This is a genomic window from Paracoccus sp. S1E-3 (genome assembly GCF_013868135.1).
Classification (GTDB): domain Bacteria; phylum Pseudomonadota; class Alphaproteobacteria; order Rhodobacterales; family Rhodobacteraceae; genus Paracoccus.
On record NZ_JACEMU010000017.1, the window covers coordinates 218,981 to 238,352 of the forward strand.

The window sequence follows — 19,372 nt, forward strand, 5'->3', positions numbered from 1 at the left end:
CGCCGGCCTGTTTCCCGGCCTGTTTCCCGGCCTGTTTTATGGTGCCGCTTTCGGGCCTTACCGGCCGTCGAGACGCACGAAATCCATCACGCTGCCCTGGCCCGGTTGCACATCGGCCCAGTCCTCGATCTGGAAGTCGACAACCAGTGTGGCCGCGGTCGGATAGCTGCGGAATTCCGGGTCCAGCGGCGCCCGCGCGGGCAGGCTGGCGGCGAATTCGGCGATTCCGGGGTTATGGCCGACGATCATCACCGTGGATTCGGTCGCGCCGCGCAGCACCTCCAACAGGGTGGCGGGGGTGGCGTGGAACAGGCGATCATCGAGACGCAGCTCGGGGCGAACCTCCAGCCCGGCGCCGGCGACCTGGTCCCAGGTCTCGCGCGTGCGCTTCGAAGGCGAGCAGATAACCTCCTCGGGTTCATAGCCGCGCGAGGCCATGAAATCGCCCAGAAGCCGGGCCGAGCGGCGGCCGCGATCATTGAGGGGGCGGTCGAAATCCTCCAGCGAGGGATCATCCCAGGCCGACTTGGCATGGCGGGTCAGGATCAGGCGACGATGTCCGGAAGGGGTCATTGGAAAAACGGCCTCTCATGCCACGCGAATGAGCCCGAGCCTGCCATAGGTTGTGCAGGCAGGGCAAGCGCCAGAAAGGACGTTTTCTGTCGGAAATTCCGGCTGCGATTCAACACTCTGTGCGCAGCCGGATTTGCCAGCGCTTACAGTCCGCTGTCGCCCTGACGCAGGCCCCGCGGCTTGACCCGTGGTTCGGTTGAACGGATCAGGCTGCCCGCGCCATGTTCGGTGAACAGCTCCAGCAGGGTGGCATTGGGCACGCGCCCGTCCAGAATCACCACCGCGCGCACACCGTCTTCCAGCGCCTTCAGCGCGGTCTCGGTCTTGGGGATCATGCCGCCGGCAATGGTGCCGTCGTCGATCATCTGGCGGACCTGACCGGGGGTCATCGCGGTCAGCACCTCGCCCGCGGCATTCTTCACCCCCGAGACATCGGTCAGCAGCAGCAGCCGATCGGCCCTGAGCGCGCCGGCGATGGCGCCGGCGGCGGTGTCGCCGTTGACGTTGAAGGTCTCGTTATCCTCCATACCGGTGGCCACGGGGGCGATGACCGGGATCAGCCCGGCCAGATACAGGTCGCGGATGATCTGGACATTCATCTCGACCGGTTTGCCGACAAAGCCCAGTTCGGGATCGTCGGGCTCGCAGACCATCAGGTCGTCGTCCTTGCCGGAAATCCCGATGGCGCGGCCGCCGGCATCGTTGATGGCCTGAACGATTCGCTTGTTCACCAGACCGGACAGCACCATTTCGACGACCTCGACGGTTTCCTTGGTGGTGACGCGCTTGCCGCGCACGAATCGGCTTTCGATGCCCAGTTTGCCCAGCAGGTCGTTGATCATCGGGCCGCCGCCATGGACCACGACCGGGTGAATGCCAACCTGTTTCATCAGCACGATGTCCGAGGCGAATTTCGCCATTTCGGCGTCGTCGCCCATGGCGTTACCGCCGAATTTCACCACCACGACCGCGCCGGAATAGCGCTGCATATAGGGCAGGGCTTCGGACAGGGTAGCGGCGGCAGAAGCGAAATCTCGGGTCATGTCTTGCTGTCTCATCTTGCGGTCCCTTGGGCGGGCGAGGTTGAGGGCAGGGGCTAGTCCAGCCCGGCGATAATGGTGCGCAGGGTGGCGATCCCCTCGCCCTTCTCGGAGGAGGTGATGACCAGTTCGGGATAGGCGGCCGGGTGCTTCTGCAGCTCCTCCCCGACCTGCGCGATGACGGGTTTCAGGGCGTTGGGCCCCAGCTTGTCGGTCTTGGTCAGCACGACCTGAAACGGCACGGCCGAGCGGTCGAGCAGCGTCATGATCTCGTGATCCACCGGCTTGATACCGTGGCGGGCGTCGATCAGGCAGAAGGCCCGGCGCAGCGTGGGCCGTCCGGCCAGATAGTTCTTCAGCAGCGCCTGCCACTTCGCCACCACCGCCACCGGCGCCTTGGCGAAACCATATCCCGGCAGGTCGACCAGATAGGCCTGATCGCCAAGCGCGAAATAGTTGATTTCCTGCGTGCGTCCCGGCGTGTTCGAAGCCCGCGCCAGCGATTTGCGCCCGGTCAGCGCGTTGATGAGGCTGGACTTGCCGACATTGGACCGCCCGGCAAAGCAGACCTCGGCACGGTCGGCGGGGGGTAGGCCGTCCATGGCGACCACGCCCTTGACGAAATCGACCGGCCCGGCGAACAGCTGACGCGCGGCCTCGGCGACCTCGGCCTCGGGTTCGGGGGCGAGGGGGAAGGCGACTTTCATGGCGTGACCTCGGCAGGGGTGTCGGTCAGGAAGACCTCGTTCAACTCGGCGATTTCGGCGCCGTGAATGACCTCGGCATAGACGCCGAAATTGGCATGGCCATAGGCGTCGGTCAGGGCGCGGACCATGTCGGTATCGGGCTGGCCGGTCTGCGTATCGACCGAGGTCGCGGCGCAGCGCCCGATGGCTTCGCGCACGATCAGCAGGGCCTCGCCGATGCGGATCGTCCGGCCGATCCAGTCGGCCTCGGCAAAGGCGTCAAAGCCCTCCACCCACAGATTGCCGCGCCAGCGTTCCAACCCCAGACGCTGCCCCAGCAGCGTTTCGATGGCGTGAAGGCTGTCCAGCGAATTGATCGAGACGAAGGGTTTGCGGGTGTCGGTCAACGCCTCCGGGGCCGAGACCAGCCGTGCGGGCGGGGCCTTGTCGGCCGGCCAGATCGGGCGCAGCCAGGCGATCAGGCGGTCGCGGTCCTGCGGGTGGCGGGGATCGACGGTGATCTCGCCCTGATCGGGATGAGAGAGCGCAAGGCTGCCATTGCTGATCCCGCCGCTGATGCCCTGAAGACCGGGACCCGCGGCGCCGCGCAGGAAGGCGGATTTAGGCATCCAGCCAGCGATCCGGTCACCGTCGCCCAGTTCCGCCGCCAGCCTTTGCAGCGTGGCTTCGTGCAGCACCGCCCAGTGGCGGTCGAAGGGCAATTTCTCGCCCTTCGTCAGGCACACGCGGTCCAGCCGCTCGCGCCCGATGGATTTCAGCGGATAGCGCCAGATCTGCTCCAGCCGCCCGGTCACTTGCTTTTCCGCACGCGCACGCTGTCGCGGATATTGCCGAACAGGTTCGGCGGATGGCCGTGCATCGACATGATCGCGTATTGCTGGATGATGGTGATGGTGTTGTTGGTGATCCAGTACAGCACCAGACCCGAGGCAAAGCCGCCGAGCATGAACATGAAGATCCACGGCATCCAGGCGAAGATCATCTTCTGCGCCGGGTCGGTGGGGGCCGGGTTCAGCTTCTGCTGCATCCACATCGAGATCCCCAGCACGATCGCCATCAGCGACAGCGAGAGGATGCCCAGCATGCTGTCACGCGCCGGGACGTCCCAAGGCAGCAGGCCGAACAGGTTCAGGATCGAGGACGGATCGGGCGCGGACAGGTCGCGGATCCAGCCGAGCCACGGGGCCTGACGCAGTTCCAGGGTGACGAAGATCACCTTGTAGAGGCTGAAGAAGATCGGGATCTGGATCAGGATCGGCAGACAGCCGGCGGCCGGGTTGACCTTCTCGCGCTTGTACAGCGCCATGACCTCCTGCTGATATTTCGCGCGGTCCTCGCCGGTGCGTTCCTTGATCTCCTCCATCTGCGGCTGCAATTCGCGCATCCGCGCCATTGAGACATAGGATTTGCGCGCCAGCGGGAAGACGATGGCCTTGAGGATGAAGGTCAGCGCGATGATCGACCAGCCCATGTTGCCGATATGGCCGTTCAGCCAGTGCAGCACGCGGAAGATCGGCTTGGTCAGGAAATAGAACCAGCCCCAGTCGATCGAATCGACGAAGCGCTGGATGCCGGGGGAGTTCTCGTATTCACGAATGGTTTCCCATTCCTTCGCGCCGGCGAACAGATAGCTTTCGCTGGCAGCGGTGGCGCCAGGCGCCACGGTCACGACCGGGAAACGGGTCTCGGTCTGATAGATGTCGGCGCCGTCGGTGTATTTTGCGACTGCGGTGAAGGGCTGCCCCGGCTTCGGCGCCAGCGTCGTCATCCAGTATTTGTCGGTAAAGCCGATCCAGCCGTTATCGGCCACGTCGACGATCTCGGCCCGGCCTTCGCGGGCGACCGGGTCCAGCTTGGTCAGGTTCTTGTATTTCGATTCGAACAGTTCGCCATCGGTCATGGCGACCGCACCTTCATGCAGCACGAAGTAATTCTGCGTATCCGGCTGGCCGTGACGGGCGATGATGCCGTAAGGCGCGGCCGCGAAGGGGGTGTCGGCGGTGTTTTCGAGCGATTGGGTGACGGTGAACAGATATTTGTCATCCATCGCGAAAGTGCGGCGGAAGATCTGCCCCTGGCCGTTGTCCCAGCGCAGCGTGATCGGGGTCGAAGGGGTCAGCGTCTCGCCCGATTCCAGTTGCCAGACGGTGCTGGCATTGGGAACGGCAGCAGGGTCGGTGCCGGCGGCCGGGCTCCACCCATAGACGGCGTAATAGGGCTTGCGGACCACGGTTTCCAGCGTGCCGCCGGGGGCAATCGGGGTGCCGGTCTCGAATGTGTCGACGAAATCGCTGTCGGTGGGGGTCAGCAGGCGGACATAGGGCGAATTCGCCTCCAGCGTCTCACGGTATTTGGTCAGCAGCAGGTCGTCGACGCGACCGCCGGCCAGCGAGATCGACCCCGAGAGCGAGTCGCTTTTGATCTTCACGCGCGGCGCGGTGGCCGAAGGATCCTGCGGCCCGGTCTGCACCGCTGCGGTCCCTGCGGGGGCGGCGGTGGTCGCATCGCTGACCGCGGCGGGTGTGCCGGGTTGGGTCTGCGTGGCGGCTTCGGGCTGCGGGGCCGGCGGTGGCGGCTCGGGCGCGAAGAAGGTGAACCAGACCAGCACCACCAGCATGGATAGCACCATGGCCAGGATCAAGTTGCGGTTATTGTCTTCCATGCGGTTTCCGAGCCCTCTGTTGTCAGGGGAGGGTTCAACAGAAGGGCCGTGCAAAGGTCAAGGTAAAACACGAGGAACGACAGCGCGCGCAGGACGGAAAGGCGGGAGAAGTCCCCGCCGACACTACCCTTCAGTGGCCAATCCCGCATTGGTGCGCAGGCGCGGCGGGCATGTCGCGGGCCCGGTGCTGCTGATCGTGGTCGGCGGAGGTTGCCTGCGGAACCGAACGCGCGGCGTGGATCGGATCCGAAAGCCGCCCCTGCGCCCGGCGCATCTTGCGGGTGCCAGATCCATGCTTGGGGTATCGCGCTGGTGCCGCAACAGCGCTGACGAAGGTTTTTCCGGGCAGTCTCAACGACCTTCACGTAAACGCGGCGCACAGGTGGTGTCCGCAGTGCCGCATATCGACCCGACTGCCCCGGCCAGCGGGCGACAGGCCGCCGCTCAGGCCGCGGGGCGCGGCTGGAGCAGGTGGCGGAACTGCGGCTTTGCATGCTCGCGCAGGAAGTTTGTCGCGCCATCGACATCGAGAAGGGGCGCGACCGCGTCACCCTGCACCACCGAACAGCCGAGCTGGGCTAGAAAACCGTGCTCGTCCCGCGAGCGAACGCCAAGCGCGATGGTCGGGAGGTCGTGACGTTCCGCCAGCGCCAGCAGCGATAACACCACCTGGCCCCGGCCGGGATCGAGATGGCAGTCGCGCAACGCGCCCTGCGGGATGCGCAGACGGGCGACGACGGGCTGATCGTCGAGAAGATTCAGCCCGTCCGGGTCCAGACAGGAAAGCTCCACCCCGCAGCCATGACGCCCAAGCAGGGTCAGGCCGCCGAGTCCATGGTCCCGGCGCCGGTCGTCAGGCGCGGTAAAGATCACCCGCCGCGCCTCGACCCCCTGCCGGTCGATTTCCCAGATCAGGGGCAGGGCCAAGGGTGCGCTGCACGCGACGTCAAGCGGTAGCTGGATGGCGATGCAGGGCACATTCAGCCCCGCATCGTCCCAGCGCTTCAACTGCCGGAGGCCCAGCCGCAGCAGGGCGTCTGCGTCGCCGCCGAGATGGTCGGGCGCGAAGATCTGGACCGAGGCGACCTGCCCGGTATGACAGCAGATCTGCGGTCGGAACTGTGGCCCCGGCACCCGTCGTGCGGGATGGGTGGGGTCAGCCGCGGGCAGTATCGCGACGGGCGGCACCGACGGTTGTGCGGGCCGGTGGCGGCCTGCGGCCAGCCGGGAAAAAACAGCAATGATTATCTCAAACGGCCGCATCCTGTGTCCCGATTCGCGTTTCGTTCACAGTGCAGCATAGGAAGAACAGGTTTTCGGACGGTTAATGCCCGCGCAGATTCGGCACGTCTTCCGCGATGTCACGCGCCGGTCCCGGCCACAGCCCGGCGAAATCGAAAAGTTTCGGGTCCGCCAGATGCGAGGGTCGCGTGTTCATCAGCGCCCGGAACATCACCTGCCGCCTGCCGGGCGCCCGCGCTTCCCATTCATCCAGCAGCCGCTTGACCTGCGCGCGCTGCAACCCTTCCTGCGAACCGCAGAGATCGCAGGGAATGATGGGATAGTTCATGTCGCGGGCGAATTTCTCGCAATCGGCCTCGGCGACATAGGCGAGGGGGCGCAGGACCAGAAGATCGCCTTCTTCATTCAACAGCTTGGGTGGCATTGTTGCCAAACGGCCGCCATGGAAGAGATTCATGAAGAAGGTCTCGAGGATGTCGTCGCGATGATGTCCCAGCACCACCGCGGAGCATCCCTCCTCGCGGGCGATCCGATACAGATTGCCGCGGCGCAGGCGCGAGCACAGGCTGCACATCGTCCCGCCCGGTTTGATCTTTTCGGTAACGATGGAATAGGTGTCCTGATATTCGATTCGGTGCAGAACCTCGCGATCGGTCAGGAATTCGGGCAGCACGGTGGCCGGAAAACCCGGCTGGCCCTGGTCGAGATTGCAGGCCAGTAGGTCCACCGGCAGCAAACCGCGCCACTTCAACTCGTGCAGAATCGCCAGCAGCGTATAGCTGTCCTTGCCGCCCGACAGGCAGATCAGCCACCGGTCGCCGGGGCGGACCATGCCGAAATCCTCGATCGCGGCGCGGGTTTCGCGCACCAGCCGCTTGCGCAGCTTGCGAAAGGCGGTGGTCGACGGGGCGCCGTGGAACAGGGCGTGAATCTCCTCGGCCCCGCTGTCGAGCGGCTCCTGATCGTCGATCCCGGCGTGTTCGTTCATGGCGGTGTTCCTTGATGCGGGCGTGCGGCTGCGAAATCAGTGGTCGTGCGGACGGGGCGGGGGCACCGGGTCATAGCCTTCGCCGCCCCAGGGGTGGCAGCGCGCGACGCGGCGCGCGGCCAGCCAGCTGCCGCGAAAGGCGCCGTGACGCTCCAACGCTTCCAAGGCATAGGCGGAGCAGGTGGGCTGAAAGCGGCAGCCATGCCCGACCCAGGGGCTGAGCAGCAGCCGATAGGCCCGCACCGGCACGGCGGCGAGATGGGCGAGCGGGCTCATTTCGCGGGCCTGCCATCGGGGCGCGAAGGTGCGTTCTTGGGGGATTGGGGCGCATGGACGCGGCGCAGGGCGCCTTGAAGATCGTCGCGCAGTGCGTTGAAATCACGAGACACCGTCTCGGATGGTCGTCCGATCAGGACATAGTCCCAGCCCGGCTGCGCGGCGCGCGGCATCACCTCGCGCGCCAAGGCCCGCAGGCGCCGCTTGGCCCGGTTGCGGGCGACCGCGTTGCCGATCTTCTTCGAGCAGGTGAACCCCACGCGGATGGGCGCTTCGGACGGCTCCTCCGGGTGGCGGGGGCGGGCCTGCAGCAGAAATCCCGTCGTTCCGGCCCGGCGCGCCTGCGCAGCCTTGAGGAAATCCGCCCGCTTGCGCAGAACCGCGAAGCTGCCCGGTTCAACGACGAAAGCCGTCGCATCATTTCCCGCAAGGCTGACATCAGCGCGTGAGGAAGGATGCGGCGGCATCGTCATATCCTGACTGACGCGCCTGGGCGCGTCCGGCAAGGCCCGTCAGATCAGGCCGACAGGCGCTTGCGGCCCTTGGCGCGGCGGCGGTTCAGCACCAGACGCCCGCCTTTGGTCGCCATGCGGGCGCGAAAGCCGTGACGGCGGGTGCGAACCAGGTTCGACGGCTGGAACGTGCGCTTCGACATCTTCTATACTCCATCTCGGGCGCGGAGGGTCTGGGCTTGCGGATGACTTGACCCGCCCCACGCGACCGCGTCGGTTATTCGAAGCCCGCGCAATAGGCCATGCCCGCACCCGAGTCAACGTCGCTTTTGCCCGTCAGCCGCTAAAACTGCCCGGACCGTCCCGATCGGAACACAATCGTTTGAATTTGTCCCGTCCCGAGGCTAGGTGTTCAGCCGGCTGGCCGAATGTCGCCGCCGCAACGAGATCTGCAGATGAGGTCGATCGACACACTGACTGGACGTTTCGCCGCGCTGACGCTGCTTTTCGTGGCGCTGGCTGAGCTTTTCGTGCTGATCCCCGCCATGTCGAATTTCCGCATCGACTATCTGCAGACCCGGCTGGAGAAGGCGCAGATCGCCTCGCTGGCGCTGCTGGCGGCGCCGGAAGACGAGAATATCACCACCGATCTCGAATCAGAGCTGCTGGACAATGCCGGCGTCTATAACGTCGTGCTGCGCCGGGACGATGTGCGGCAACTGGTGCTGTCCTCGCCGCTGCCGGGGCCGATCGTGGCGACCTATGATCTGCGCAGCAACTCGACACTGGCCATGGCCGCCGACGCCCTGCGCCAGCTTTTCGATCGCAAGGACGAGGTGGTTCGGGTCATTGGCGCCCCGGTCAACCATGCCGGCCAGCTGATCGAGATCACGCTGTCCACCGCACCGCTGCGCAAGGCCATGGTCGATTTCGGGCTGCCGGTGCTGGTCTGGTCGGCGGTGCTGATCCTGCTGACGGCGGCGCTGCTGAACCTCGCGGCGCAGCGCCTGATCCTGAAGCCGATCCGGCGCGTCATCAGCCATATGGCCAGCTATTCCGCCGCGCCCGAAGACACACGGCTGATCATTACCCCGGACGCCCGCATCGTCGAGGTGCGCGAAGCCGAATCGGCGCTCGCCTCCATGCAGACGACGCTGACCCAGGCGCTGAAGCAGAAGGAACGGCTGGCCGGGCTGGGGCAGGCGGTGGCCAAGATCAGCCATGACCTGCGCAATATCCTGACCACCAGCCAGATATTCGCGGACCGGCTGGAAGACAGCGCCGATCCGGCCGTGCGCAAGGCCGCGCCGAAGCTGGTCAATTCGATCACCCGCGCGGTCAATCTTTGCGAAACCACGCTGGCCTTCGGCAAGGCCGAGGAGCCGGCCCCGACGCTGTCACGTTTCGACCTGCGCGCCCTGGTGGATGAGATCGCCGAGGCCGAGGCGCTGCTCGCGGAAGCGCCGAACGGCACGCCGCTTGTTGATTTCGTCATCGATATCAGCCCCAATCTGGTCATCCGCGCGGACCGCGATCAGTTGCACCGGGTGTTGTCGAACCTGATCCGCAACGGCCGCCAGGCGATCGAGGCCGCAGGCCGGCCCGGCACGATCGAGATTGCCGGCGCCGAGACCGATCACGACTGGCAGATCCGCGTGGGCGATAATGGACCGGGCTTGCCGCAGAAGGCGCAGGACTATCTGTTCAAGCCCTTCACCGGCACCACGCGCAAGGGGGGCACTGGCCTTGGCCTCGCCATCGCGGCCGACCTGATCCGCGGCCACGGCGGCAAGCTGGAGCTTCAGCGCACCGATGAAAACGGCACCTGCTTCACGATTACACTGCCGCGCGGCGCCCTGATCGAGAATTTTGAAGCCGAGTGAATTTTGTGCCATTTTGGGGGTTGTGCCCCCCATCCGGCATCGCTAAATCACCGTCCTACAGCGGACCCGTAGCTCAGCTGGATAGAGCACCAGACTACGAATCTGGGGGTCGGGCGTTCGAATCGCTCCGGGTCCGCCAATAAGTTTCCAGACATTTCTGTGTTGAAACATCCTTCCGCTTGCGGGGGCCTTGCGGTGACGCATTTGGCCTGCAAGCCTGCCAAGGGCCGCTGAGCCGGGCTGTTATCGGGACAATTTCCCTTGACGCACCGCGTCATCGCCCTTCGACTGAGCGCGTTGTTCATGGCATTGAAGGAGGGAAGGGCATGTTGTCCGTGATGGATTTCCGGCGGGTGGGCGCGGCGGCATTGGCGCTGGCGGTTCTGGCTGCGCCTGCCAGCGCGCAGGAGGCGGCGATTTATTCCGGCATGGACCGGATGCATCCGGTCTGGGCGGCCAATGGAATGGTCTCGGCGCAGGAACAGGTCGCTGCCGAGGTCGGGCGCGACATTCTGGCCCAGGGCGGCAATGCGGTGGATGCGGGCGTGGCGGTGGCCTTCGCGCTGGCGGTGACGCTGCCGCGCGCGGGCAACCTCGGCGGCGGCGGCTTCATGCTGGTGCATGATGCCAAAACCGGCGAGACGCACGCCATCGACTATCGCGAGATGGCCCCCGCAGGCGCAAGCCGCGACATGTTCCTGGATGCCGAAGGCAATGCCGACAGCGAACTGTCACGCTATAGCGGCGCGGCGTCGGGCGTGCCGGGGACAGTCGCCGGGATGAAGATGGTTCTGGACCAATTTGGCAGCATGAACTGGGCCGATGTGATCGCGCCGTCGATACGACTGGCCGAGGAGGGGATCACCGTTACCCCCGACCTTGCCGACAGCCTGGAGGCGATGAAGGAACGGCTGACGAAATATCCGTCTGCCGCGAAGATCTTCTACAAGGAAGGCGGCGCGCTGTATCGGCCGGGCGATACGCTGGTGCAGGCCGATCTCGCCAAGACCCTGAAAACCATTGCCGCCGAAGGCCCGGATGGTTTCTACAAGGGGCCGATGGCCGAGGCGATCGCCAGATCCGTGACCGAGGCGGGCGGCAACATGACCGCCGAGGACATGGCCGCCTACAAGGCCGTTGCGCGCGAACCGGTGCGCGGCACCTATCGTGGATATGAGGTGGTCTCGATGCCACCACCGTCATCGGGCGGGGTGCACCTGATCCAGATCCTGAACACGCTGGAAGGCTATCCCATCGGCGCGCTTGGGCAGAACTCGTCTGAAACGCTGCATCTGATGGCCGAGGCGATGAAGCTGGCCTATGCCGACCGATCCGAATATCTGGGCGATCCCGATTTCGTCGATGTCCCCATCGACGCGTTGATGAGCAAGGAATACGCCGCCGACATGCGTGACAAGATCAGCGCCAGTTTCGCGACTCCGTCCGAGCAGATCAGGCCTGCCGGCCTCGCGCCCTATGAATCGGACCAGACCACGCATTACTCCATCATCGACAAGGACGGGAATGCGATTTCAAATACTTATACGATCAATTTCTCCTATGGTTCGGGGCTGGTGGCGGACGGGACCGGCGTGCTGATGAACAATGAGATGGACGATTTTTCGGCCAAGCCGGGCGTGCCCAACGCTTACGGCCTTATCGGCGGCGACGCCAATGCCGTTCAGGCGGGTAAGCGGCCGCTGTCGTCGATGACGCCCACCATCGTCAACAAGGATGGCGAGGTCTGGCTGGTCACTGGCTCGCCCGGCGGGGCGCGGATCATTACCACAGTCCTGCAGGTGGTCATGAACATGATCGACCATGACATGAATGTGGCCGAAGCCAGCGCGGCCCCGCGCATCCATCATCAATGGCTGCCAGATCAGCTGCGCATCGAGGAGGGCATCAGCCTCGATACCCAGCGCGCGCTGCAGGCAAAGGGACATGTCCTGTCGCTGGAGGAGGTGATGGGATCCACGCAATCGGTGATGCGTGACCCGGAATCTGGGTTCCTTCTGGGCGCATCGGACCCCCGCCGGGCGGGGGCCGCGACGGTCGGCTATTGACCGCGCGCCATGGCGAACAAGGCGCAGGGGCCGGAAAGCAGGGGCCGGAGAACCGGCCTTTGCCTGACTCGGGTGTCCGTGCCATGCTGAACTGCGGATAAGGTGCGGCGGAATGGCGATTTTCGTCCATGGCAAACGCCTGTCTGCGAAGGGCTTTGCCGCTCATGATGTCTTCGCTGCGGGGCCGATCCGGTGCGAACGCTGGACCGGCCGCGGGCCGGGCACCGCACCCATGAAGTGACGCGTGATCGGGGCGACGATCAGCCCGCGGCTGGCGGACGTTGTCGCTGGCGGCCGAGAACAGCCGGAATGGATCGTCTCGCGGTCCCGGCCGACGGCGGACACAAAGGCGGCGGTTTCCGGCGATGACGTGGTCCCGAGCCGCGCCCTGACGGCCTGGTTGACGGCGAGGACGTCATTGCCGACCGGAAATGGCGCAGAGCCGACAGGCTTAGCGCGACAGGATCATGCCCATGATTTCGCGGGTTTTGGCGACAATCGGGGCCGAGATCGCCTCGGCCTTCACCGCGCCCTGACCGAGGATGCGGTCGATTTCGCCTGGATCGGCGAGGAACTCCGCCATTCGGGTCGAGATCGGCGCCAGCACCGACACCGCCACATCCGCCAGCGCCGGCTTGAAGGTGCCGAAGCCCTGGCCTTCGAAGCGGGACAGAACGGCGTCCTGCGTCTCGCCCGAGAGGGCCGCGTAGATATTGACCAGATTGCGCGCCTCGGGGCGGTCCTTCAGGCCTTCGGTGCTGCCGGGCAGGGGCTCGGCATCGGTGCGGGCCTTGCGGAATTTCTGCGCGATGGTGTCGGCATCGTCGGTCAGGTTGATCCGGCTGGCATCCGAAGGGTCGGATTTCGACATCTTCTTCGACCCGTCCCGCAGCGACATGACGCGGGTGGCCGGACCTTCGATCACCGGTTCCGGCAGCGGGAAGAAGTCGACGCCGTAATCGTGGTTGAACTTGGTGGCAATATCGCGCGTCAGTTCGACATGCTGCTTCTGGTCGTCGCCGACCGGCACATGGGTGGCGTGATAGGCCAGAATGTCGGCGGCCATCAGCGCCGGGTAGGCGTAAAGACCGAGGCTGACATTTTCGCTGTTCTTGCCGGCCTTGTCCTTGAACTGGGTCATCCGGTTCATCCAGCCAAGCCGCGCCACGCAATTCATCAGCCAGCCAAGCTCGGCATGGGCGGGAACCTGGCTCTGGTTGAACAGGATCGACCGGGCCGGATCGATGCCGGCAGCCATGAAGGCGGCGGCGGCTTCGCGGGTCTGCTGGCGCAGGGCCTTGGGGTCCTGCCAGACGGTGACGGCATGCAGGTCGACCAGACAGTAGATCGTCTCGATCCCCTCGTCCTGACGCTCGACAAAGCGCTTGAGCGCGCCCAGATAATTGCCCAGCGTCAGGTGCCCCGAAGGCTGGATGCCGGAAAAGATGCGTTGGTTGGATGCGTCAGTCATGGCGGCCTGCTTGGAAAATCGTTGAAGGTGGCTTAACCCTGCGCGTGACGCGGTGCAACCGCCCCTGAAAAACGGAGATGGCCATGCGCCCCGGATATGACGAATCGCCGATCAACAGCCTGCCGCCGGTGGTCTGGGCCCTGGCCCTTCCGATGATCGCTTCCGAAGTGGTTTTCGGGCTGGGGCAGATGGGCTTCATCGGCGGCAGCGCCGGCGTCGGGCTGCGCCTGAACGCGATCGAAATGGCGGCCTATTTTCCGCAGATTCCCGCGCGGATGTGGGAGCTGGGGATCTTCAGTCCCCGTCAGGCGGCGCGGATTCTGACCTATCCCTTCATCCACGGCTCGATCACCCATGCGCTGTTCGTAATCGTCTTCACGCTGGCGCTCGGCAAGATGGTGGCCGAGCAGTTCCGCCCCTGGGCGCTGCTGGCGCTGTTCTTCGGCGCGGCGGTGGGCGGTGCGGCGATCTATACGCTGTTCGGCCTGCTGGCCGGCGTCGATCTGGCGCCGCTTTATGGCGGCTATCCCGCCGTCTACGGGCTGGTCGGGGCCTTTACCTTCCTGCTCTGGGTGCGGCTGGGGATGGAGCACGCCAACCGGCTGCGCGCCTTCACGCTGATCGGCATGCTGCTGCTGTTCCAGCTGGTCTTCGGGCTGCTGTTCGGCAATGCGGGCTATAGCTGGATTGCCGAAGTCGGGGGCTTCTGCGTGGGCTTTCTGTTGTGTTTCGTGCTGGTGCCCGGCGGCATGTCGCGTGCCATGGCCGCGCTGCGCCGCCGCTGAGATCAGGCCTCGGTTCTGGTGTGCGCCTCTGGCACCAAGGCCCAGGCGGGCAGGCGTTTTTCCAGGAAGGCGTTGATGCCTTCGTCGGTGTCGGGCAGCATCATGTTGGCGACCATGGTGTCGGCCGCGGCCTCGTAAGCGTCGGCGGTTTCGTGGCCGAGCTGTTCATAGAAGCTGCGTTTGCCCATGGCCATCGCGGCGGGCAGCTTGGATGCGACCTTCTGCGCCAGCGCCATGGTCGCGGCTTCCAACTCGGCCGCGGCCACGGCGCGGTTGATGAGGCCGAGGCGCTGCGCCTCGGCGGCGGTGATGAAATCGCCGGTCGCCAGCATTTCGAAGGCGGCCTTGCGTGGCACCACGCGCGACAGCGCCACCGCAGGCGTGGAGCAGAACAGCCCCACGTCGATTCCGTTGACGCCGAAACGCGCCCCTTCCGCTGCCACCGCGAGATCGCAGGAGGCGACCAACTGGCAACCGGCGGCGGTGGCGATGCCCTGCACCTCGGCGATGACGGGCTGGGGCAGGGTGGCGATCAGCTGCATCAGCTGGCTGCAGCCTTCGAACAGGGCCGCATAACCGGCGCGGCCGCCGTCGCGATTTGCCCGTGCGGCCTGCATCTGGCGCAGGTCATGGCCGGCGCAGAAAGCCTTGCCATTGGCGGCGAGGATGATGACGCGCACCTCCGGCTCGGCGCTGACCGAGGCGAGCGTGGTGTACAGCGTCGCGATCATCTCAGCCGAGAGGGCGTTGTAATTCTGCGGGCTGTTCAGCACCAGCCGGGCCACATGGCCGGTATCGTGGCGTAAGATCAGGTCCGACATGTTGCTTTCCTCCCAAGGCTCGGGCCAGCATAGCCGCAAAGCGAAACGGGGGGGAAGTATGGCATTGCAGATGGATGCGGCGGCGTTGAACGTCTTTCTGGCGCGCGAGTTTCCGCAGCTTGGCGGCGCGTTCACCGTGCTGGAGGCGGGTGAGGCCGGATTGATCGCGCGCCTGAGCGTGACTGAGGCGCACCTGCGCCCCGGCGGCACCGTGTCCGGGCCGAGCATGTTTGCGCTGGCGGATGTCGCGGTTTATTGCGCGCTGCTGTCGCGGATCGGGCCGGTGGCGCTGGCGGTGACGACGAATGCCTCGATCGACTTCATGCGCAAGCCGTTGGCCGGGCGCGATCTGCATGCGGAATGCCGGCTGCTGAAGCTGGGGCGCCTTCTGGCCGTGGCCGAGGCGCTGATCTTTTCCGATGGCCAGCCCGATCCGGTGGCGCGCTGCTCGATGACCTATGCCATCCCGCCCGCACGGGGCTGAGCCCGCAGAAGCCAATTGCGAGTGCGGGGGAGGGATCGTAAGCTTTTCTCTCTGCACATAATCTTTTTCCCTGCACATCATTCTGTCTGCCCATACAAGGAGAATAGCCATGCTGTCCAACGGGCGCCTGATTGCCTGCCTTCTTTGTTCTGCCGCCCTCGGGTCGGGAGGTGCCTTCGCCCAGGATGTCGAGATCGTCGCCGACGGGTTCGAAGCGCGGGTGGTCGCAGCCGATCTCGCCTCGCCCTGGGAGGTGACTTACGGCGACGACGGCCATCTGTGGGTGACCGAACGCAAGGCCGCGCAGATAACCCGGATCAACCCGGACAGCGGCGAGAAACAGGTGCTGTATACGTTCGACGACGCCTATACTGGCGAAACTGCGCATGAGGGGCTGCTGGGCCTGGCGCTGGATCTGGCGCAGAATCAGGTTTACGCCGCCTATGTCTATGATGCCGATGCGGGCGACGGTGTAGACTGCCGGATGCGGCTGGTGCGGCTGACCTATGACGCCGCAGCCGGGACGCTGGGGCAGCCCGAGACCGTGATCGAGGGGCTGATCGCCGGTGATGACCACAATGCCGGCCGGCTGAAGATCGGGCCGGACGGAATGCTGTATCTGACCCAGGGCGATCATGGCGCCAACCAGTTCGGCAATTTCTGCAAGCCGGTGCTGGCGCAAGACCTGCCGACGGCCGAGCAGGTCGCGGCGAAGGATTATGTGAATTATCAGGGCAAGGTGCTGCGGATCGCGCCCGACGGTTCGGTCCCCGACGACAACCCCGAGATCGGCGGCGTGCGCAGCCATGTCTATACTTACGGCCACCGCAATCCGCAGGGCATCGTCTTCGGCCCGGACGGGGCGCTGTTCCAGTCCGAGCAGGGGCCGAAGACCGATGACGAGGTGAATCTGCTGCAGGCGGGCGGCAATTACGGCTGGCCCTTCATCGCCGGCTTTCGCGACGATCAGGCCTATGTGTATGGGGCCTGGGCGCAGGCCCCCGATTGCGCCAGCCTGACCTTCAGCGATTACGAATTCCCCGAGTCGGTGCCACAATATGTCGAAACCGACTGGACCGAGGAATTCATCGAGCCGATGAAGACCTTCTTCACCGTCTGGAACGGCTATACCTTCCGTGACGAGAAATGTGGCGACATGGCCTTCATCTGCTGGCCCACCATCGCGCCCTCCAGCATCGACTATTACGCCGGCGAAGCGGTGCCGGGCTGGAAGGATTCACTGCTGGTGACCAGCCTGAAGAACGGGGCCATCTATCGGCTGGGCATGAATGCCGACGACAAGTCGGTGCAGGGCGATATCGAAAAGCTGTTCGTCAGCCAGAACCGCTATCGCGATCTGGCGATCAGTGCGGATGGCAAGACGATCTTCGTCGCCACCGATGCAGGCGGCGTCACTCGCGCGACCGATGGCGGCGCCTCGACCGAGATGGCCAATCCCGGCGCGATCCTCGCCTTCACCTACGGCGGGTAAGCGAAACGGCGCGGCCTTCGAGCGAGGGTCGCGCCGCTGGGGTTCAGTGCGAGGCGGGAACCACGCGCAGCGCGGCGGCGGCATAGACAAACCAATGCGTCGCCCAGAAGGTGATGCCGGTGAATTTGGCCATATCCTCGATCATCAGGGCAGTCCCGGTGTCGAAGCGGACGATGATGTCGATCAGCAACGAGGCGGCGAAGCCCGCCAGCGCCACCGCCAGCAGCGGCTGCTTCCCCCGCAGCAGCGCCGGCAGGAAGGGCCAGACCGCCCGCAGGCACAGCAGGCCCTCGGCGATCAGCATCAGCTTTTCGGGGATGCCAAAGCGGGGTAGCACGGCATCGTGCAGCATGAACTGGTCATCCAGCGCCAGCAGCGCCGATAGCAGGCAGACCGGCAGCATCAACCTGCGCAGCAGTGGCTGGGTGAGGGCGGCAAGCCCGGTCGCGGCGGCGGCGATGATCCAGCCCGCGAAGCCGAGGGTCGAGACGAAGCCGCCGTATAGCGGCGTGCCGAACTGGGCCGAGGGATCGCGTGAAATTTCGGCAAAGGTCCATTTGCCGGCGGCCATGCCGGCGAATACCAGCACAGCCACGCCCAGCGAAAGGCCGAGAGCAAGGGCGAAGGGCAGCAGGACGTGGCGCGGGCCGGAGGCCTGCGGACGGGCTTCATGGGAGAGCGAAAGCGGACGGTTTGGCCCGGAATGGCGCATTTGACGGGTTACTCGTTGATTTGTAAGCGAAACAGGAAGTTATGCGGTTTTCCACCATACCGGCCAAGGCGGCCGGCGAACAGAGGGGACGCCGCCAGATAGGCTCTGTTTTTTGCGGTATTTTAATACCTATTTGGCAATGAATTGATTTTAAAGAGAAAATTTGCAGAAACTTGACTTGACCCGTGCCGGCCAATCGTCGATACACCGCCATCTCGAATTTGAATCCCCAAAAGGGCAGCGATATGAAAACCTACACCGCAAAACCGGCGGAGATCGAGAAGAAGTGGATCCTGATCGACGCCGAGGGCGTCGTTCTGGGCCGTCTGGCCTCGATCGTTGCCATGCGCCTGCGCGGCAAGCACAAGCCGACCTTCACCCCGCACATGGACATGGGCGACAACGTCATCATCATCAACGCCGACAAGGTGCAGATGACCGGCGCCAAGCGTGATGACAAACGTTACTACTGGCACACCGGCCATCCGGGCGGCATCAAGTTCCGCACCGCGCGTCAGGTGCTGGAAGGCGCCCATCCCGAGCGCGTCGTGACCAAAGCGGTCGAGCGCATGATCTCGCGCAACAAGCTGGGCAAGCAGCAGATGTCGAACCTGCGCGTCTATGCCGGCGCCGAGCATCCGCATGAAGCTCAGCAGCCCGAAGTCCTCGACGTCAAGACGTTGAACAAGAAGAACACCCGGAGCGCGTAATCATGGCCGAAGACATCAAATCCCTTGACCAGCTCAAGGACGCGGTTGTCGAAACCGCTTCGCCTGCCGCTGAAGCTGCGCCCCGTGTGGCCGTCCGCGACGCCCAGGGCCGTTCCTACGCCACCGGCAAGCGCAAAGACGCTGTCGCCCGCGTCTGGGTGAAACCCGGTTCGGGCAAGATCACCGTGAACGGCAAGGACATGAGCGAATATTTCGCCCGTCCGGTGCTGCAGATGATCCTGCGCCAGCCCTTCGACGTGGCCGGCGTGGCCGGTCAGTATGACGTGATGGCCACCGTGGCCGGCGGCGGTCTGTCGGGGCAGGCCGGTGCGGTCAAGCACGGCATCTCGAAAGCGCTGCAACTGCACGAGCCGAGCCTGCGCGCCGCGCTGAAAGCTGCCGGCTTCCTGACCCGCGACTCGCGCGTTGTGGAACGGAAGAAATACGGTAAGGCCAAGGCCCGCCGCAGCTTCCAGTTCTCGAAGCGCTGATCCGGTTTCGGATTACCGGAATGCGAACGCGGCCTCTTGGGGCCGCGTTTTTCGTTGGTTGCGCCGGCGGCCTCAGGTCCGGGCGTCGCTGGCCGCTCTCCGCGCCCGCCTGCTTTCGGCCCGAAGCGCGTAATGGTTGCTGGTCAGGATCATGGCGACGCCAAGCGCCAGCCAGGCGCTGACCGTCTCGCCATAAAGCAGATAGCCGATCAGCGCGATCAGCGGCATGCGCAGGAAGTCGATCGGTATCGCCACCGAGGCATCGAGGATCTTCAACGCCCGCGCCATGGTGTAATGCGCGCTGAGCCCGGTCAGCCCGGCCAGCAGGATCCAGGGCAGGTTGCCTGTCACGACCGGCCGCCAGTCGGTGAGCGCCAGCGCCATTCCCATCGGCAACTGCATCAGAATCATCCAGGCCAGGATCACCCCGGCAGAATTGCTGCGCGTCAGCAGTTTCACCAGCACCGCCGACATGCCGTAACCCGCCGCCGCGATCAGCACGACGAAAGAGGCCGGG

22 protein-coding genes and 1 tRNA gene (1 of these 23 only partly in view) are annotated in these 19,372 nt (G+C 65.1%); 9 read left to right on the top strand and 14 right to left on the bottom strand.

Annotated elements, in window-relative coordinates; all coding sequences use genetic code 11:
- Positions 1-57: 57 nt before the first annotated feature.
- From H1S04_RS18330 to rpmH, 10 genes are all read right to left on the bottom strand, one after another.
- Positions 58-573 (bottom strand): histidine phosphatase family protein, encoded by a 516-nt coding sequence (locus tag H1S04_RS18330; RefSeq protein WP_181746927.1) that lies wholly within the window; start codon positions 571-573, stop codon positions 58-60.
- Positions 574-716: 143 nt separating this feature from the next.
- Positions 717-1,616, bottom strand: coding sequence for an acetylglutamate kinase (gene argB, locus H1S04_RS18335; RefSeq protein ID WP_181746961.1), 900 nt, complete (start codon positions 1,614-1,616; stop codon positions 717-719).
- A 53-nt stretch (positions 1,617-1,669) separates the two neighbouring features.
- Entirely contained in the window at positions 1,670-2,320 is a 651-nt protein-coding gene (yihA, locus tag H1S04_RS18340; protein WP_181746928.1) for a ribosome biogenesis GTP-binding protein YihA/YsxC, read from the bottom strand.
- Entirely contained in the window at positions 2,317-3,114 is a 798-nt protein-coding gene (locus H1S04_RS18345) for an MOSC domain-containing protein (protein WP_181746929.1), read from the bottom strand. Before H1S04_RS18345 ends, yihA begins: the two co-directional genes overlap by 4 nt.
- Entirely contained in the window at positions 3,111-4,982 is a 1,872-nt protein-coding gene (gene yidC / locus H1S04_RS18350) for a membrane protein insertase YidC (protein ID WP_181746930.1), read from the bottom strand. Before yidC ends, H1S04_RS18345 begins: the two co-directional genes overlap by 4 nt.
- A 444-nt stretch (positions 4,983-5,426) precedes the next feature.
- Positions 5,427-6,116, bottom strand: coding sequence for an EAL domain-containing protein (locus H1S04_RS18355; RefSeq protein WP_220185292.1), 690 nt, complete (start codon positions 6,114-6,116; stop codon positions 5,427-5,429).
- Between the two features lie 190 nt (positions 6,117-6,306).
- Positions 6,307-7,212, bottom strand: coding sequence for a tRNA 2-thiocytidine(32) synthetase TtcA (gene ttcA / locus H1S04_RS18360; RefSeq protein WP_181746932.1), 906 nt, complete (start codon positions 7,210-7,212; stop codon positions 6,307-6,309).
- 36 nt (positions 7,213-7,248) lie between these two features.
- The gene (yidD, locus tag H1S04_RS18365) at positions 7,249-7,488 is read right to left on the bottom strand and encodes a membrane protein insertion efficiency factor YidD (protein WP_181746933.1); all 240 of its coding nucleotides are present in this window, start codon (positions 7,486-7,488) and stop codon (positions 7,249-7,251) included.
- Positions 7,485-7,961: a ribonuclease P protein component gene (gene rnpA, locus H1S04_RS18370; protein WP_370470497.1), complete on the bottom strand. Its 477-nt coding sequence runs from the start codon at positions 7,959-7,961 to the stop codon at positions 7,485-7,487. Before rnpA ends, yidD begins: the two co-directional genes overlap by 4 nt.
- 44 nt (positions 7,962-8,005) lie before the next feature.
- Entirely contained in the window at positions 8,006-8,143 is a 138-nt protein-coding gene (gene rpmH, locus H1S04_RS18375; protein WP_181746935.1) for a 50S ribosomal protein L34, read from the bottom strand.
- A 252-nt stretch (positions 8,144-8,395) separates the two neighbouring features.
- Here rpmH and H1S04_RS18380 point away from each other — a divergent pair, with 252 nt between their 5' ends.
- The 4 genes from H1S04_RS18380 to H1S04_RS18870 all read left to right on the top strand — a co-directional run bounded on the left by H1S04_RS18380 (position 8,396) and on the right by H1S04_RS18870 (position 12,130).
- Positions 8,396-9,823 (top strand): HAMP domain-containing sensor histidine kinase, encoded by a 1,428-nt coding sequence (locus H1S04_RS18380; protein ID WP_181746936.1) that lies wholly within the window; start codon positions 8,396-8,398, stop codon positions 9,821-9,823.
- Positions 9,824-9,885: 62 nt separating this feature from the next.
- A tRNA-Arg gene (locus tag H1S04_RS18385) sits at positions 9,886-9,962 on the top strand.
- Between the two features lie 187 nt (positions 9,963-10,149).
- On the top strand, positions 10,150-11,889 hold the full coding sequence (gene ggt / locus H1S04_RS18390) for a gamma-glutamyltransferase (protein ID WP_255435695.1): 1,740 nt from the start codon (positions 10,150-10,152) through the stop codon (positions 11,887-11,889).
- A 112-nt stretch (positions 11,890-12,001) separates the two neighbouring features.
- Positions 12,002-12,130 carry a hypothetical protein gene (locus H1S04_RS18870; RefSeq protein WP_255435696.1) on the top strand — a complete coding sequence of 43 codons (129 nt, stop codon included), beginning with the start codon at positions 12,002-12,004 and terminating at the stop codon, positions 12,128-12,130.
- A gap of 210 nt (positions 12,131-12,340) precedes the next feature.
- Here the strand turns inward: H1S04_RS18870 and trpS are convergent, their stop codons facing one another.
- Positions 12,341-13,360, bottom strand: a complete 1,020-nt coding sequence (gene trpS, locus H1S04_RS18395; RefSeq protein WP_181746937.1) for a tryptophan--tRNA ligase — start codon at positions 13,358-13,360, stop codon at positions 12,341-12,343.
- An 83-nt stretch (positions 13,361-13,443) separates the two neighbouring features.
- Between trpS and H1S04_RS18400 the strand changes: the two genes are divergently transcribed.
- Positions 13,444-14,145, top strand: coding sequence for a rhomboid family intramembrane serine protease (locus H1S04_RS18400; protein WP_181746938.1), 702 nt, complete (start codon positions 13,444-13,446; stop codon positions 14,143-14,145).
- Between the two features lie 2 nt (positions 14,146-14,147).
- On the opposite strand, the gene H1S04_RS18405 is transcribed toward H1S04_RS18400, so the two are convergent.
- Complete coding sequence (locus H1S04_RS18405; protein ID WP_181746939.1) at positions 14,148-14,966, bottom strand: enoyl-CoA hydratase; 819 nt, start codon at positions 14,964-14,966, stop codon at positions 14,148-14,150.
- Between the two features lie 58 nt (positions 14,967-15,024).
- Between H1S04_RS18405 and H1S04_RS18410 the strand changes: the two genes are divergently transcribed.
- A complete protein-coding gene (locus H1S04_RS18410; RefSeq protein ID WP_181746940.1) occupies positions 15,025-15,450 on the top strand; it encodes a PaaI family thioesterase in 426 nt (141 codons plus the stop codon).
- Between the two features lie 109 nt (positions 15,451-15,559).
- Complete coding sequence (locus tag H1S04_RS18415) at positions 15,560-16,942, top strand: glucose/sorbosone family PQQ-dependent dehydrogenase (RefSeq protein WP_181746941.1); 1,383 nt, start codon at positions 15,560-15,562, stop codon at positions 16,940-16,942.
- Between the two features lie 43 nt (positions 16,943-16,985).
- Here the strand turns inward: H1S04_RS18415 and H1S04_RS18420 are convergent, their stop codons facing one another.
- Positions 16,986-17,654 (bottom strand): hypothetical protein, encoded by a 669-nt coding sequence (locus H1S04_RS18420; RefSeq protein ID WP_181746942.1) that lies wholly within the window; start codon positions 17,652-17,654, stop codon positions 16,986-16,988.
- A 245-nt stretch (positions 17,655-17,899) separates the two neighbouring features.
- Between H1S04_RS18420 and rplM the strand changes: the two genes are divergently transcribed.
- Together rplM and rpsI are read left to right on the top strand one after the other, a co-directional pair.
- A complete protein-coding gene (rplM, locus tag H1S04_RS18425) occupies positions 17,900-18,364 on the top strand; it encodes a 50S ribosomal protein L13 (RefSeq protein ID WP_181746943.1) in 465 nt (154 codons plus the stop codon).
- 2 nt (positions 18,365-18,366) lie between these two features.
- Positions 18,367-18,855, top strand: a complete 489-nt coding sequence (gene rpsI / locus H1S04_RS18430; RefSeq protein WP_181746944.1) for a 30S ribosomal protein S9 — start codon at positions 18,367-18,369, stop codon at positions 18,853-18,855.
- Between the two features lie 72 nt (positions 18,856-18,927).
- On the opposite strand, the gene H1S04_RS18435 is transcribed toward rpsI, so the two are convergent.
- Positions 18,928-19,372, bottom strand: partial view of a DMT family transporter gene (locus tag H1S04_RS18435; protein ID WP_220185293.1) — the final stretch only. 455 nt of this gene lie beyond the right edge of the window; only the last 445 of its 900 coding nucleotides appear in the window; the start codon falls outside the window, past its right edge; its stop codon occupies positions 18,928-18,930.

Bases quoted from the DNA above. Each gene is read 5' to 3' on its own strand.
- H1S04_RS18420 (WP_181746942.1), bottom strand. From the start codon at position 17,654: ATGCGCCATTCCGGGCCAAACCGTCCGCTTTCGCTCTCCCATGAAGCC.
- H1S04_RS18380 (WP_181746936.1), top strand. From the start codon at position 8,396: ATGAGGTCGATCGACACACTGACTGGACGTTTCGCCGCGCTGACGCTG.
- rpsI (WP_181746944.1), top strand. From the start codon at position 18,367: ATGGCCGAAGACATCAAATCCCTTGACCAGCTCAAGGACGCGGTTGTC.
- yihA (WP_181746928.1), bottom strand. From the start codon at position 2,320: ATGAAAGTCGCCTTCCCCCTCGCCCCCGAACCCGAGGCCGAGGTCGCC.
- rplM (WP_181746943.1), top strand. From the start codon at position 17,900: ATGAAAACCTACACCGCAAAACCGGCGGAGATCGAGAAGAAGTGGATC.
- H1S04_RS18870 (WP_255435696.1), top strand. From the start codon at position 12,002: ATGGCGATTTTCGTCCATGGCAAACGCCTGTCTGCGAAGGGCTTTGCC.
- H1S04_RS18330 (WP_181746927.1), bottom strand. From the start codon at position 573: ATGACCCCTTCCGGACATCGTCGCCTGATCCTGACCCGCCATGCCAAG.
- ttcA (WP_181746932.1), bottom strand. From the start codon at position 7,212: ATGAACGAACACGCCGGGATCGACGATCAGGAGCCGCTCGACAGCGGG.
- rnpA (WP_370470497.1), bottom strand. From the start codon at position 7,961: ATGACGATGCCGCCGCATCCTTCCTCACGCGCTGATGTCAGCCTTGCG.
- H1S04_RS18400 (WP_181746938.1), top strand. From the start codon at position 13,444: ATGCGCCCCGGATATGACGAATCGCCGATCAACAGCCTGCCGCCGGTG.
- ggt (WP_255435695.1), top strand. From the start codon at position 10,150: ATGTTGTCCGTGATGGATTTCCGGCGGGTGGGCGCGGCGGCATTGGCG.
- rpmH (WP_181746935.1), bottom strand. From the start codon at position 8,143: ATGTCGAAGCGCACGTTCCAGCCGTCGAACCTGGTTCGCACCCGCCGT.
- H1S04_RS18415 (WP_181746941.1), top strand. From the start codon at position 15,560: ATGCTGTCCAACGGGCGCCTGATTGCCTGCCTTCTTTGTTCTGCCGCC.
- H1S04_RS18405 (WP_181746939.1), bottom strand. From the start codon at position 14,966: ATGTCGGACCTGATCTTACGCCACGATACCGGCCATGTGGCCCGGCTG.
- yidC (WP_181746930.1), bottom strand. From the start codon at position 4,982: ATGGAAGACAATAACCGCAACTTGATCCTGGCCATGGTGCTATCCATG.
- H1S04_RS18410 (WP_181746940.1), top strand. From the start codon at position 15,025: ATGGCATTGCAGATGGATGCGGCGGCGTTGAACGTCTTTCTGGCGCGC.
- yidD (WP_181746933.1), bottom strand. From the start codon at position 7,488: ATGAGCCCGCTCGCCCATCTCGCCGCCGTGCCGGTGCGGGCCTATCGG.
- trpS (WP_181746937.1), bottom strand. From the start codon at position 13,360: ATGACTGACGCATCCAACCAACGCATCTTTTCCGGCATCCAGCCTTCG.
- argB (WP_181746961.1), bottom strand. From the start codon at position 1,616: ATGACCCGAGATTTCGCTTCTGCCGCCGCTACCCTGTCCGAAGCCCTG.